Annotated in this window: 11 protein-coding genes; 3 read left to right on the forward strand and 8 right to left on the reverse strand. The window is 71.1% G+C overall.

The genetic code is table 11. The features are described from left to right. Window positions 1-52 precede the first annotated feature (52 nt). The 4 genes from BLR21_RS01790 to BLR21_RS01805 are packed head-to-tail and all read right to left on the reverse strand — an operon-like array spanning window position 53 to window position 4,786. Window positions 53-1,000: an ABC transporter permease gene (locus BLR21_RS01790; protein ID WP_090003862.1), complete on the reverse strand. Its 948-nt coding sequence runs from the start codon at window positions 998-1,000 to the stop codon at window positions 53-55. Beyond that, entirely contained in the window at window positions 997-2,565 is a 1,569-nt protein-coding gene (locus BLR21_RS01795) for an ABC transporter substrate-binding protein (RefSeq protein WP_090003863.1), read from the reverse strand. Before BLR21_RS01795 ends, BLR21_RS01790 begins: the two co-directional genes overlap by 4 nt. Continuing rightward, on the reverse strand, window positions 2,562-3,413 hold the full coding sequence (locus BLR21_RS01800; protein WP_090003864.1) for a serine hydrolase: 852 nt from the start codon (window positions 3,411-3,413) through the stop codon (window positions 2,562-2,564). The genes BLR21_RS01795 and BLR21_RS01800 overlap by 4 nt, the downstream gene beginning before the upstream one ends. Beyond that, on the reverse strand, window positions 3,410-4,786 hold the full coding sequence (locus BLR21_RS01805; RefSeq protein WP_090003865.1) for a serine hydrolase domain-containing protein: 1,377 nt from the start codon (window positions 4,784-4,786) through the stop codon (window positions 3,410-3,412). The genes BLR21_RS01800 and BLR21_RS01805 overlap by 4 nt, the downstream gene beginning before the upstream one ends. 234 nt (window positions 4,787-5,020) lie before the next feature. On the opposite strand from BLR21_RS01805, the gene BLR21_RS01810 reads away from it, so the two are divergent. Next, window positions 5,021-5,752, forward strand: coding sequence for an ABC transporter ATP-binding protein (locus tag BLR21_RS01810; protein ID WP_090003866.1), 732 nt, complete (start codon window positions 5,021-5,023; stop codon window positions 5,750-5,752). A gap of 79 nt (window positions 5,753-5,831) precedes the next feature. Continuing rightward, on the forward strand, window positions 5,832-8,312 hold the full coding sequence (locus BLR21_RS01815; protein ID WP_090003867.1) for an FtsX-like permease family protein: 2,481 nt from the start codon (window positions 5,832-5,834) through the stop codon (window positions 8,310-8,312). A 163-nt stretch (window positions 8,313-8,475) separates the two neighbouring features. On the opposite strand, the gene BLR21_RS01820 is transcribed toward BLR21_RS01815, so the two are convergent. Both BLR21_RS01820 and BLR21_RS01825 read right to left on the reverse strand, forming a co-directional pair. Continuing rightward, on the reverse strand, window positions 8,476-9,792 hold the full coding sequence (locus tag BLR21_RS01820) for a cytochrome P450 (RefSeq protein ID WP_090003868.1): 1,317 nt from the start codon (window positions 9,790-9,792) through the stop codon (window positions 8,476-8,478). Window positions 9,793-9,925: 133 nt separating this feature from the next. After that, the gene (locus BLR21_RS01825; protein ID WP_256334381.1) at window positions 9,926-10,219 is read right to left on the reverse strand and encodes a sterol carrier protein domain-containing protein; all 294 of its coding nucleotides are present in this window, start codon (window positions 10,217-10,219) and stop codon (window positions 9,926-9,928) included. A 28-nt stretch (window positions 10,220-10,247) separates the two neighbouring features. On the opposite strand from BLR21_RS01825, the gene BLR21_RS42210 reads away from it, so the two are divergent. Continuing rightward, on the forward strand, window positions 10,248-10,592 hold the full coding sequence (locus BLR21_RS42210; protein WP_176929383.1) for a methyltransferase domain-containing protein: 345 nt from the start codon (window positions 10,248-10,250) through the stop codon (window positions 10,590-10,592). Here BLR21_RS42210 and BLR21_RS01830 read toward each other — a convergent pair whose 3' ends face one another. Both BLR21_RS01830 and BLR21_RS01835 read right to left on the reverse strand, forming a co-directional pair. Next, entirely contained in the window at window positions 10,593-11,342 is a 750-nt protein-coding gene (locus tag BLR21_RS01830; RefSeq protein ID WP_090003870.1) for a DUF899 family protein, read from the reverse strand. It abuts the gene before it with no gap. A gap of 85 nt (window positions 11,343-11,427) precedes the next feature. Beyond that, window positions 11,428-13,032 (reverse strand): ABC-F family ATP-binding cassette domain-containing protein, encoded by a 1,605-nt coding sequence (locus tag BLR21_RS01835; protein ID WP_090003871.1) that lies wholly within the window; start codon window positions 13,030-13,032, stop codon window positions 11,428-11,430. Window positions 13,033-13,058 lie beyond the last annotated feature (26 nt).

A 13,058-nucleotide genomic window follows, 5' to 3' on the forward strand; every position in this document is an offset into this window, starting at 1 on the left:
GCATCCCCGATCGTCGGCTGCGGCCCGGCGAGCGGGCGGAGGGCCGGGCGCATCACGCCTCCCTGATCGTCGAACGCGGATCGAGCAGTGCCAGCACCACGTCCACCACCAGGTTCACCAGCAGCACCCCGGCCCCGTACACCAGCACGATGCCCTGCACTGCCGGATAGTCCTTCTGCTGGATCGAGCCGACGATGGTCGACCCCAGACCGGGCCACGCGAACACGTTCTCCACCAGCACGGTCCCCGCGACGAGGGCGGCGAGCATCATGCCGCCCAGGGTCAGGGTCGCGGTGACGGCGTTGGGCAGCGCGTGCCGCACGTACACCAGCCGTGCCGGCAGGCGCTTGGCCCGTGCGGTTCGCACGTAGTCGTTGCCCAGCACGGAAAGCAGCTCGACCCGCACGATCCGGGCGAGCACCGCGGCCGGGCCGATCGCCAGGGCCAGCACCGGCAGCACCCACGAGCCGGCGGCGTCGTTGCCCGCCACGGGGAACAGGCCGAGCTGCACGGCGAACAGGCCCACGAGCCCCACGGCGAGCAGGAACTCCGGGATCGCGGCCAGCACCACGCTCGTCGACGTGAACGCCAGCTCGCCGCCGCGCCGGCGGCCGCCCTTCGTCAGGACGGCCATCACGACGCCCACCGGCACCGCCACGGCGACGACCACCAGGAAGGCGAGCACCGCCAGCTGCACGGTGGCGGGCAGGCGGTCGCCGATCAGCGACGCGACCGGGGTGCCGCTGATCAGCGATGTGCCGAACTCGCCGCGGAACAGGCCGGTGAGGTAGTGCCAGTACTGCACGGGCAACGGGTCTTCGAGGCCCAGGGCGGCGCGGCGGGCGGCGACGAGGTCCGGTGGTGCGGCCAGGCCCAGGGACTCGCGGACCGGGTCGCCGGGAATCAGGTGGATCATCAGGAAGGCCGCGGTCACCAGCACCCACAGGGAGGTCAGGAACCGGAGTGCCCGCCGCCGGGCGAACGGGGCCCACCCGGTCATGAGGCGAGCATCCGGATCGACGCCGGGTCGAGGCTGTCGCTGATCGTGAACCGCGCGCCCTTGACGAAGGTCGGTACCACGGCGTCGAAGTACGGCACCAGGCTGGTGTCGCGCACCAGCGCGGCCTCGGCCCTGTTCCAGTGCTCGCAGCCGTCCGCGCCGGTCAGTGACGCGGCCTGCTTGGACGCCGCGGCGAACTCGGAGTTGGTGACGTGGGCGAAGTTCACGCCCTGCGGCGGCACCGGGCCGGACGCGAACGGAACGAGCTGGCTCGGCAGCGACAACGTCACCGGCGCCATCGACACGTCCCACGCGCCGGTGCCGAACAGCGTCTGGTTGATGCCGGCGCCGTCGACGGGCGCGATCTCCACCTTCACGCCGATGCCCTGCCACGCCTGCTGGATCAGCTCGGCGGCCGACGTCAGTGTCGGGCCGAGGACGGTCGGCTGGAGCAGCTTGACCGACAACGGTGTGCCGTCCTTCGACCGCACGCCGTCCGATCCGGCACGCCACCCCGCCGTGTCCAGCGCAGCGGCGGCCGCCGCCTTGTCGAACGCGGGCAGGTGGGACGTGACGTTGTCGCCGGTGCAGGGACGGGGTTCCACGGTCACGAGGCTCTTGGACGGCCTGCCCTTGCCGTTGGTCAGTACCTTGCCGACCTGGGCGAGATCGAGCGCCTGGACCAGCGCGCGCCGGACGGCGGGATCCTGGCCGGGATGGCCTGCCGCCTGGTTGAACCACAGCGTGCCCAGCGGGGTCGCGATGTCGACGTGGTCGAGTTTCTGGCCGAACAGGCGTTCCTGGTCCGGGCCGGCCACGGTCGCGGCGGTGAGCTGACCGGACAGCAACAGGTTCACGGCGGTCGTCTCGTTCGCGATCACCCGGACGACGACCTTGTCCGGCAGGCCCTGCTGGTCCTTCTCCCAGTCGCCGGGGCCCCACGCGAAGTCCTTGCGCCGCACCAGGGTGTAGTGGTCGTTGGGCACGATCTCGGAGATCGTGAACATGCCGGTGCCCTGCTCGCCCTTGGTGAGCAACGAGCGGTCGCTCAGGCCCTTGGCGCACACGATCGGCAGCGTGCCGACGTTGTTCAGCAGGAACGCGTCGGGCGCGCCGCTCGTCACCGTGACGGTGCGGGTCGCCTCGTCCGCGGTGGCCGACGTGCCGGGCGCGACCTGGATTCCGGCCAGCGGCGACTTGTTCTTCGGGTCGCCTACGAACGTGATGTTCGCGGCGACGTCCGCGGCGGTCAGCGGTGCACCGTCGGCGCACGTGATGCCTTGGCGCAGCGTGAAAGTCGCCGTCGTGACCGTCGCGTCCCACTTCTCGGCGAGACCGGCGACGATCTCGCCACTGGACGTGCGTTCGATCAGCCTGCCGTAGAGGAACCGGCCGACCGAGCGGGCGACGGACAGGACCGTCAGCGCGGGATCGAGCGTGCCCGGATCCGTACCGATGGACATCGTGAACGTCCTGCCCTCGGCCAGGTTCTGGCTGCCGGACGGCGCCGGCGTACCGCATCCGGCCAGGACGACGACCGCGAGTAAAGCCACCGCGCGCTTCATGAGGTCCTCCGGACTTGGTCGACGGCGAGGCGTCCGGCGCGGCCGATCACCGCGTCGGCGGCGGGGTTGCGCAGGTCGAGCGACTGCGAGCGGGTGAACACCGCGACGGCGTAGCCGCGGCCGTCCGGGTAGGTGACGACGCCGGCCTCGTTGCGGACGCCCGGCAGCGTGCCGGTCTTGGCGGCGACCAGGACGTCGGCGGGGAAGCCCGACGAGAGCCGGTGCGGCCAGATCTGCTGGGCCATGATCGCCCGTACCCGCTCGCACGCCTCGGGTGCGGCGGCGCGATCGGTCCAGATCGCGTCGAGCAGTGTCGTGATCTCCCTCGGCGTCGAGGAGGTGGTGCGTTCGGGATCCACAATGGACAGCTTGGGAACCAGGGCGGGATCCGTCAGCGCCTCCTCGACGTCGTCGGTGCCGAGGTCCGCGACCACCGAGGCGAACAGGTCCTCGCAGCACCCCAGGATCCGGGTCCGCGGCAGCCCGGCCACCACCGCGTCGACGGCGGCCTGCCCGACGCGGTGGAAGACGACGTCCGTCGCGGCGTTGTCGCTCATGGTCATCATGAACAACGCCAGGTCGCGCCAGCTCATCTCGACGTCGTCGCGGCACCCGGCCGTGCCGATCCCGCCGATCCGGTAGCGGGGCGTGACGCGCGTCCGCGCCATCTCGTCGAGCCGTCCCGCCGCCACCTCGGCCGCGTAGGCCACGGCGACCGGGATCTTGAACACCGACGCCAGCACGACCTGCTCGTCCGCGCCGTGCCCGGCCTCCGGGCCGTCGACCCCGATCTCGCGGGCGTGCACGAACCCTTCCACGCCCGCTTCGGCGAAGGCCTCCGCGATCACCGGACGACCCGGCGGTCCGCGCGGCCGGTGTGCAGGAACAGCGCCCGCCCGTTGCCGTCGTCACCGACGAACGCGTGCGGCATGTGGATGCCCATGACGGGCTCGGCGGCGACGAGCGTGTCGTCGCGCCACGGCACCAGTTCGGTCCTGCCGGCGGACTCCGGGCTCAGCTCGGCCATGATCCCCTTCGGGATGACCTCCATCCAGATCCGGCCGTCCTCGTCCTGGGTGACCACGCGCTCGCCGACCGCCGACACGTACACGCCGGTGAACCGCTCGCCGTCGACCCGCGCAGGTTCCGCTGCGGGCTCGGGCATCGCGGGCAGCTCGACGCCGGTGAGCTCGCGCAGCACGTGCCGGAAGATCGCCTGGTACAGGTCGATCGTCTTGCCGCCGTTGGTCAGCAGCGCGACGGCGACGCCGTGCTCGGGAACCAGGCGCAGGAAGGCGTTCTGCCCGATCGTGCCGCCGTCGTGCCCGATGACCGTCGCCTGTGGATAGTGGAACAGCTCCCAGCCGAGCCCCCAGGCGTCCCCCATCAACGCCAGGTCGGGCACCTGCACCTGGACCTGCTGCATGGCCGCGACGCTGTCCGATGACAGCACCCCGGCGCCGTCGTTCATGTGCATGCGTGCGAACTTCAGCAGGTCGCGAGGGCTCATCGAGAGCACCGAGCCGGCCGGGGCGTTCGACCGCACCAAAGCCCAGACCGGCGCCGTCTGCGGCCCGGCGGCCTCGTCGTGGGTGAGGTGCCCGGCGGCGGCCCGGTGCAGGATCGCCTCGTACACGTCCGCGGCGGCGTGGGTCAGGCCGAGCGGCGCGAACAGGTGCTCGCGCAGGCAGTCGTCGTAGGACTTGCCGCGCACGACCTCGACGATCCGGCCGAGCACGCAGTAGCCCGCGTTGTTGTAGCTGAACATCTCGCCGGGCGCGAAGAGCTGGGGCGTGTCGTGCAACGTGGCGACGTACTTCTCGACGCAGTCGTCGCCGCGGCCGGTGTCGGTGAAGAGGTCACCTTCGAAGCCCGACGTGTGGTTCATCAACTGCCGCACCGTGATCCGCGCGGCGGCGTCCTCGTCGGCGATCCTGAAGTCGGCCAGGTAGTCCCGCACGGGCGCGTCGAGGTCCAGCAGGTCCTCGTCGACCAGTTGCATAGCGAGCGTCGTCGTCCAGACCTTGGTGATCGACCCGATCTGGAACAGCGAGTCGGTCGTCGTCTCGACGCCGGTGTTCTTGTTGAGCACCCCCGCCGCCGACTCGGCCACCTCGTCGCCGACGGTGACGGCGACCGCGGCACCGGGCACCCCGTGCTCGGCCAGCAGTCGCGGCAGGTTCTCCTGCAGCCAGTCGTTGATCTCGTTGAGCTTGGACATCCGCGCCTCATCCACGTCGACGTGACTCCGGTCACCGCCAACGCTAGGTTCGGCGCCCGCACGGACACCTCGTCGCCGCCGACGAATCTGACCTCCCCGATCTGTCCGCGCCGACGAACCCACCCGGTGGTAGAGCCTGCTCCACCCCGGTCCCGGCAGCCTGCGTGATCGCTCCGCACCGCCTCGCAGATCTACGTTCTTGCTCAGAAGTCGTTGCGAGCCAAGGAGAACGTGATGAGTGCAGACGCGCTGTCGCTGCAGGCGGTGCGGAAGGTGTACGGCTCCGGGGGTGGTGCCGTCACCGCGCTGGACGAGGTCACCGTCGCCATCCGGCGGGGCACGTTCACCGCCGTGATGGGACCGTCCGGCTCGGGCAAGAGCACCTTCCTGCACTGCGCGTCGGGCATGGACCGGCCGACGTCCGGGCGCGTGCTGCTCGGCGACACCGATCTCGGCGGCCTGAAGGAGGCCGCGCTGACGCGGGTGCGGCGCGACCGGATCGGGTTCGTCTTCCAGGCCTACAACCTGCTGCCGTCGCTGACCGTCGAGCAGAACGTCACCCTGCCGCTGCGCCTCGCCGGACGCGCGGCGGACCGGGGCTGGCTGCACGAGATCGTCGGCAGGGTCGGTCTAGACGGGCGGCTCGACCGGCTTCCCGCCGAGCTGTCCGGCGGCCAGCAGCAACGCGTCGCGATCGCCCGTGCGCTGGTGGCCCGGCCCGAGGTGGTGCTGGCCGACGAACCGACCGGCGCGCTGGACTCCAGGACCGCGCACCAGGTGCTGACGCTGCTGCGGTCCATTGTGGACGACATGGGGCAGACGGTCCTGATGGTCACGCACGACCCCGTAGCCGCTTCGGCCGCGCACAGCGTGCTGTTCCTGGCGGACGGACGGCTCGCGGGCGAACTGGTCGCGCCAACTCCGGAGAAGGTCGCCGAGCGCATGACGCACCTGGGGGAGTGGTGATCGTGGGACAGGTCCTGACCGCCGATTTGCCGGCCTTCGCGCTGGTGATCGCATGGAAGTTCGTGGGGAGTGACCGGCGGTGCTGAGCCTTGCCTGGCAGACCGTGAAGGCCCGCACCAGCGGGTTCATCGGCGCGTTCGTCGCCATCCTGTGCGGCACCGCGCTCGTCGCGGCCTGCGGGATCCTGATGGAGTCGGGCCTGCGCGGCGGCGTGCCGACCCAGCGCTACGCGGCCGCCGACGCGGTCGTCACCGGTGACCGGATCGTGCGGCCGCCCGGCGGCGACGTCACGGCGTTCGAACACGCCGCCGAACAGCCCTCCCTGCCCGCGGCGCTGGTCGCCAAGATCGCCGCGGTGCCGGGCGCGCGGGCCGTTCCCGAGCAGACGTTCCCTGCCGTGGTGGTCGGGCCGGACGGGCAGCCGCTCGCGAGCAAGTCCTCGTACGGTCACAACTGGGACTCCGCCGTGCTGGCGCCGTTCACGCTGAAGCAGGGCACCGCGCCGAAGCCGGGCGAGGTCGTCCTGGACTCGGGGCTGGCGGCCGAGGCGGGCGTGGGTGTGGGTGGCGACGTCAGGATCATGACCCGTTCCGTCCCCGGGACCTACCGCGTGGCCGGAGTCGCCGAGGCGGCCGGACAGGCGCGCCAGGCCTCGGTGTTCTTCAGCGAGACCGAGGCGGCCGCGCTCTTCGGACGCTCCGGCCAGGTGAGCGCCATCGGCGTGCTGGGCGCCGATGCCCGGCAGATCGAGAAGGTTCTCACGAACGACCACGTCACGGTGTCGTCCGGTGCCGACCGCAGCGCCGCCGAGTTCGACGACGTCAGCCAGACCAAGTCGATCCTCGCGATCCTGGCCGGCTCGTTCGGCGGGTACGCGGTCCTGGTCGCGATCTTCGTCGTGGCCAGCACCCTCGCCCTGACCGTCGAGCAACGCCGCCGCGAGTTCGCCTTGCTGCGGGCCGTGGGCGCGACGCCGAGGCAGATCCGCAAGCTCATCGGCGTCGAGACGACGGTCGTCTCGGTCATCGCCGGCGTGATCGGCAGCCTGCTCGGCATCGGGGTCAGCCAGGGACTGCGGGCCGCGTTCGTGCGGATCGGCGTGGTGCCGGCCGACTTCGACCTCTCGATCAGTCCGATTCCGCTGGTGGCGGCCCTGCTCATCGGGGTGGGCGCGGCGCGGCTCGCGGCCTGGAGCGCGTCGCGCCGGCCGTCGTCGATCAACCCGGTCGAGGCGCTGGGGGAGGCCGCCGTGCAGAAGCGGGACGTCGGCAGGGTCCGGCTGGCCATCGGATGGGTCCTGACCGCGATGGGACTCGGCGCGACCGTGGTGCCGTTGTTCGTCGGCGGGCAGATCGGCGCGGCGCTCGCGGTGTCGGCGGCACTCGTGCTGATCATCGGGCTGGCGCTCACCGGGCCAAGGGTGATCGGGGCGGCGGTCCGGGTGATCGCGCCGGTGCTGGCCAGGTCGTCCGGCGTGAGCGGCTATCTGGCCTCGGCGAACGTGCTGAAGAACTCGCGGAGGCTCGCGGCCGCGGTGACGCCGCTGATGCTCGCCATCGGGTTCGCGGTGGTGAACTTCTACAGCCAGACGACGTTCACGGCCGCCGTGCAGCAGCAGACCGAGCGGTCGATCACCGCCGATCACGTGATCACCGGTGTCACCGGCGTGCCCGCCGAGATCGTCCGGCAGATTCCGGGCGGGACGGCCACGTCGCTGGTGCGCACGCAGGTGATCACGGCGAGCAGGACCGGTGACAGCGTCGAGGTGCAGAGCCGTCCGGCCAACGGCCTCGACTCCACCGCGAGCGGCATGGTCGACCTCGGTGTCGTGTCCGGCAGCCTCGACGACCTCCGGACGGGCACGGTCGCGTTGAGCGACGCGCACGCCTCCTGGGAGGACAAGCGTGTCGGCGACACGGTGGAGTTCTGGTTCGCCGACGGCCAGCAGGCGAAGCTGAGGGTCGTCGCGACCTACGAGCACGACCTCGTGTTCGGCGACTACGTGCTGTCCGCCGCCGACGCCCGTGCCCACACCACGGCCGGCATGGACAGCGCCGTGCTCGTGAAGGGCGCGGACGTCACCGCTCTCAACTACCTGACCAGCCGCTATCCGGGGTTGCAGGTGACCGAGCGGGTGGCTGCGCAGGACCGCAGCGCCGAGCGGACCCAGTTCCTGCTCAACCTGGTCGCGGTCGGTGTGATCCTCGGCTACGTCGCGATCTCCGTGTCGAACACGCTGGTGATGTCCACGGCCGCGCGCCGCCGCGAGTTCGCCCTGCTGCGGCTGGTCGGCACCGGACGCCGCCAGATCGTCCGGATGATGCGGACCGAAGCGTTGCTGACGGTGGGCCTGGCCGCGGTGCTGGGGTCACTCGTGGCGGCGGTGCCGCTGGCAATGCTCGCGCTCGGCCTCATCGGGAGCCCGCTGCCCGCCGGGTCGATCCTGGTCTACCTGGGCGCGCTCGCCGGTGCCACGCTGCTCGGCCTCGTGTCGGTGGCGGTGTCCACCCGGTTGTCGTTGCGCGGCAAGCCCATCGACACGATCGGCATGCGGGAGTGAACGCGAGGAAAGCCACCCGGACTGGGTGGCTTTTTCTCGTGCCGTCATCAGCCCACGGGCGGTGCCATGTCGAACCAGTTGAAGCCCTCCACCAGCTGCGTGGTGGACCCTCAACCCCAGGAGCGAAACGTTGGGTGTATCAGGCCATCCCCACGCACCTCCGCTAAAGAACCTGCTGGATCGGGCTGGGCTGCCTGCCGAGGTGCATCGGCATCGAATGCAGCCCGTAGACGATCGAGAGCTTGCGGAACGACAGGTCGCCCGGCGCGACCGCGAGGCGCATCTCCGGGAACCGCTTGACGAGCGCCGGGTAGGCGATCCTCAGCTCGATCTTCGCGAGCTCGGCGCCGATGCAGCGGTGCGCGCCGTAGCCGAACGCGAGGTGCTGGCCCGCGGCACGCTCCGGAACGATGACGTCCGGGCTGGGGTACGCGCTCGGGTCGCGGTTCGCCTGGGACAGCGAGCACGCCACGATGTCGCCCGCCTTGATCTTCGTGCCGGCGACCTCGATGTCGTGCCGCGCGATCCGCAGGAACGCCACCGACACGACGCTGAGGTGCCGCAGCAGCTCGTCGACCAGCCCGTTCACGGCCTTGTCGTCGCCGAGCGCCTGTTCGCGCAGGCCGGGGTCGCGCAGCAGCGCGAGGGTGCCGAGCGAGATCATGCTGGCCGTCGTCTCGAACCCGCCGGTGAGCAGGCCGTCCGCGAGGCCCGCGAGCTCGTCGTCGCCCAGGTCGTCGCCGTGCTTGCGGACGAGTTCGCCGAGCAGCCCGTCGGTCGGGGCCAGGCGCTGGGACCGCACGAGCTCCCGGAAGTAGACGATCGACTCGGACACGGCCGACAGCGACGTCGTGGCCGCACCGCCGAGGTCGAACCGCGAGACGCTGCGGCGCTGGAACTCCTCGCGCTCACTCGCGGGCACGCCCAGCAGTTCGCAGATCGTGAGCGCCGGCACGGTCATCGCGAAGTGCTCGACGAGGTCGACGGGGCCGTCCTTCATGGACATCAGGTCGAGCTGGTCCGCCACGATCGCCTCGATCCGCGGCACGAGCCGGGAGAGGCGGCGCATGGTGAACTCCGGCGTCAGCACCTTGCGCAGCCGCGTGTGCTCCGGCGGGTCGCTGAACCCCAGTCCGCCCGGTGCCTCGTCGGAGAACAACCCGAGCTCGCGCAGGTGCCCGAAGTCGTTGCTGAACGCCTCGGAGTCCACGAGCACCTGCTTGGACGCCTCGTAACCCGTCACCAGCCACACCGTCACCGGCAGCGGCAGTCGCGTCACCGGCCCGTGGGCCTGCATCCGCGCCAGCTCCGGCACGGGGTCCAGGCCGTTGCGCCGCAGTGGAGCGAGCACCTTCGAGGGCACGAACCAGGACGACTCGAGGTCGAACCCGGTCTTGCTCAGGTGCGCGAGGAACCGTTTCCCCATCCACTCGGTGACGCGCGACCGGACGTCGGTCGCTGACTGCAGAACTTCCCACATGACGCGGCTGTCCCTCCGGCGGAAAGGGGGTTACGAGCTGATGATGTCCAACGGAACGGACAATAACGACGTGGCCGTCCGCCCGCGTCATACCTGGGCCTAACGCGCCGTCATACTTTGGTCCAGATGTCGATCAGAACCAGTGCAGGCAATGCGGAGGGCGTTCGGCACGGAACAGAGCGTCAGCTTTCACCGTGGATCCGTGAGCCTGGAAATGTCCGGCCCGGACGAGCGTACTGGGGGCCGTTCCGCCCAGGTAGATCGAGCCCAGGTCCCGCACGTCCAGCGACAGGTCCGGAGCGCGGGTCGTCGACGGCGAGCACGAGCTCGTCGGGCCCGCGCCCAGGGCCCACCAGCGGTGCGGCCTCGACAGCGCGCCGGGTTGGGTGCGGCGGTAGCGGTCGCAGACCTCCTCCGGCACGAGCACAGACGCTTTTTCTGGCAAGGTCTCCGCGGTGACGAGCGCAGAGGCGCTGCGGGAGTGCCTGCGCGTCCCGCGGCCCGGCGGACGGCTCGTCGTCACCTGCTGGCAGGCGGCCGAGCCCGGGGACGAGCGCGTCTGGCGCCGCATCCGCGAACTCGACCTCGCCCGCCAGCTTCCCGAGGCCGGCTTCACCGACACCGAGGTCGTCGACCGGCCGCAGTGGCGGGAACGGGAGAAGCGGATGTGGGAGGAGGCTCTCGCCACCGACGCACCCGGCGACCCCGCGATGGTGTCGATGCGGGAGGAGGCGCGGAGCGTCCTGGCGACCTTCGACCAGAAGCGCCGCGTCCTCGCCACCGCGACCAGACCCCGCTGATCAGTGGCAGTGGCCCTGCCGCCCCAGCGTCTGCACCGGCGTCGCCCCCGGACGGGTCCACTGCGGCACGGGCCTGCTGTCCTCGCCCCAGCTGGAGTCGCCGTCGGCGTTCGTCCGCCAGAACCACCCCGCCGGCCGTGACTCGGGCCAGCCCTCCGGATGCTGCTCCCACACCTCGCCGCGCCCGTACACGGTCATGTCGAGCAGCGCCAGCGACCCGTTGACCCCCTCACAGCCGCGCGCGGTCGTGGAGTAGGTGAGGAACGTGCGGTCGCCATCGCGCAGGTAGCTGGTCAGGTATCCCATGTCGCCACCGGCGGGACCGTCCACTCCGCGCACCGAGTACCAGGGCTGTTTGTAGCCCATGAACTCCACGAACGGCGCCACCTCGTCCCACGCACCGGTGGTCAGCATCGCGAACGAGACCCCGCGCGCGTTGAGGTAGGCGGCGTCGTCGAAGTGCCACGGCATATGGGTGCAGCCCTCGCACTGCCCCTGGTGCGGCGCGCCGTCCCACCACATGTGCTTGTAGACGACGAGCTCGTCCCGCCCCTGGAACAGCTCCACGAACGGCACAGGCCCCTCGGCACCGACGACCTCGACCTTGCCGTCGAACTCGACCATCGGCAGCTTCCGGCGTTCGGCCGCGATCGCGTCGCCCTCGCGGGTGTGGGCCTTCTCGCGGACCAGCAGCGCGTCGCGGGCCTGCTGCCAGGTGGCGAGGTCGGCGACGGGCGGGCGTCCGGTCATGATCAGTCCTCCGTGGTTGCGTGAGTGTCCTTGCACAACCACGTCGAAGCTGTTTCCGCCGTTTCGACATGTCCAGCTCGGCGCCTCAGTCGTGCGCGGCCAGCTTGCCGCCGTCCAGGCGCAGCCGGCGGTCGATCCTCACCTCGCTCAGGAACCGTTCGTCGTGGCTGACGACGACGAACGCGCCCCGGTACGCGTTCAGCGCGCTCTCCAGCTGCCCGGCGCTGACCAGGTCGAGGTTGTTCGTCGGTTCGTCCAGCAACAGCAGCTGCGGCGCGGGTTCGGCGAACAGGACGCACGCCAGCGTGGCGCGCAGCCGTTCGCCGCCGGACAGCACGCCGACCGGCAGGTGCGCGCGGGTACCGCGGAACAGGAAGCGCGCCAGCAGGTTCATCCGTTCGGCCGGGGGCATGGCCGGGGCGAACTCGGCCAGGTTCTCCGCCACCGTGCGGGCGTCGTCGAGCAGGTCGAGTCGCTGGGACAGGTACGCGACCCGGCCGTCGGCCCGTTTCACCTCGCCGCTGTCCGGCGTGAGCGAACCGTGCACCACCCGCAGCAGCGTCGACTTGCCGGCGCCGTTCGGGGCGGCGAGCGCGATGCGTTCCGGCCCCCGGATCGCCAGCGAGAGGTCGTCGAACAGGTCACGCACCCGGATGTCCGAGCCGAGGAACAACGTGCGGCCCGCCGGCACCGCGGTCTGTGGCAGCTCCAGGCTGATCCTCTGCTCGTCCTTCAACGCCCGTTCGGCCTGGTCGAGCTTCGAACGGGCCGCGCCGAGGCGGGCCGCGTGGGTGCCGTCCGCCTTGGCCGCGGACACCTCGGCGTTGCGTTTCATGGTGCCCGCGAAGATCTTCGGCAGTCCGGCGTTCGAGAGGTTGCGCTGCGCGTTGGACGCCCGGCGCGCGGCGCGTTCGCGGGCCTGTTGCATCTCCCGCTTCTCGCGTTTGACCTCCTGCTCGGCGCTGCGGACGTTCTTCTCGGCCACCTCGCGCTCGGCCGCCACCGCCTCCTCGTAGGAGGTGAAGTTCCCGCCGTAGAAGCGGACCTCGCCGCCGTCGAGCTCCGCGATCCGGTCCATCCGGTCGAGCAGCGCACGGTCGTGGCTCACCACGACCAGGCATCCGCGCCAGTCGTCCAGCACGTCGTGGAGCCGGTGCCGGGCGTCCAGGTCGAGGTTGTTGGTCGGCTCGTCGAGCAGCAGCACGTCCGGCTGCTTCAGCAACTGGGCCGCGAGTCCCAGCGAGATGACCTGCCCGCCGCTCAGCGTGCCGAGCACCCGGTCGAGCGCGAGATCGCCGAGCCCGAGCCGGTCGAGCTGGGCGCGCGTGCGTTCCTCCAGGTCCCAGTCGTTGCCGATGGTGGTGAAGTGCTCCTCGCCGACGTCGCCGGACTCGACGGCACGGATGGCGCGCAGCACGTCCGCTACCCCGAGCACCTCGGCCACGGTCAGCCCGGCGGTGAGCGGGAGGTCCTGCGGGAGGTAGCCGAGGACGCCCTCGACGGACACGCTGCCCGCGGACGGCGTGAGCGTGCCCGCCACGAGCTTGAGCAGCGTCGACTTGCCGGCACCGTTCGGGGCGACGAGACCGGTGCGCCCGCCCGGCACCGAGACGGACAGGCCGTCGAACACGGGGGTGTCGTCCGGCCAGGAGAAGGACAGGGACGACACGACGATGAATGCGTCGGACATGGATGTGAGACCTCAAAGACGCGGAG

Origin of the sequence: Lentzea albidocapillata subsp. violacea, assembly GCF_900100275.1 — a bacterium.
In the GTDB taxonomy this organism is placed as follows: domain Bacteria; phylum Actinomycetota; class Actinomycetes; order Mycobacteriales; family Pseudonocardiaceae; genus Lentzea; species Lentzea violacea.

Excerpts from the sequence above, each read along its gene's own strand:
- BLR21_RS01805 (WP_090003865.1), bottom strand. The coding sequence starts at position 4,786 with ATGTCCAAGCTCAACGAGATCAACGACTGGCTGCAGGAGAACCTGCCG.
- BLR21_RS01790 (WP_090003862.1), bottom strand. The coding sequence starts at position 1,000 with ATGACCGGGTGGGCCCCGTTCGCCCGGCGGCGGGCACTCCGGTTCCTG.
- BLR21_RS01820 (WP_090003868.1), bottom strand. The coding sequence starts at position 9,792 with ATGTGGGAAGTTCTGCAGTCAGCGACCGACGTCCGGTCGCGCGTCACC.
- BLR21_RS01835 (WP_090003871.1), bottom strand. The coding sequence starts at position 13,032 with ATGTCCGACGCATTCATCGTCGTGTCGTCCCTGTCCTTCTCCTGGCCG.
- BLR21_RS01795 (WP_090003863.1), bottom strand. The coding sequence starts at position 2,565 with ATGAAGCGCGCGGTGGCTTTACTCGCGGTCGTCGTCCTGGCCGGATGC.
- BLR21_RS01810 (WP_090003866.1), top strand. The coding sequence starts at position 5,021 with ATGAGTGCAGACGCGCTGTCGCTGCAGGCGGTGCGGAAGGTGTACGGC.
- BLR21_RS01830 (WP_090003870.1), bottom strand. The coding sequence starts at position 11,342 with ATGACCGGACGCCCGCCCGTCGCCGACCTCGCCACCTGGCAGCAGGCC.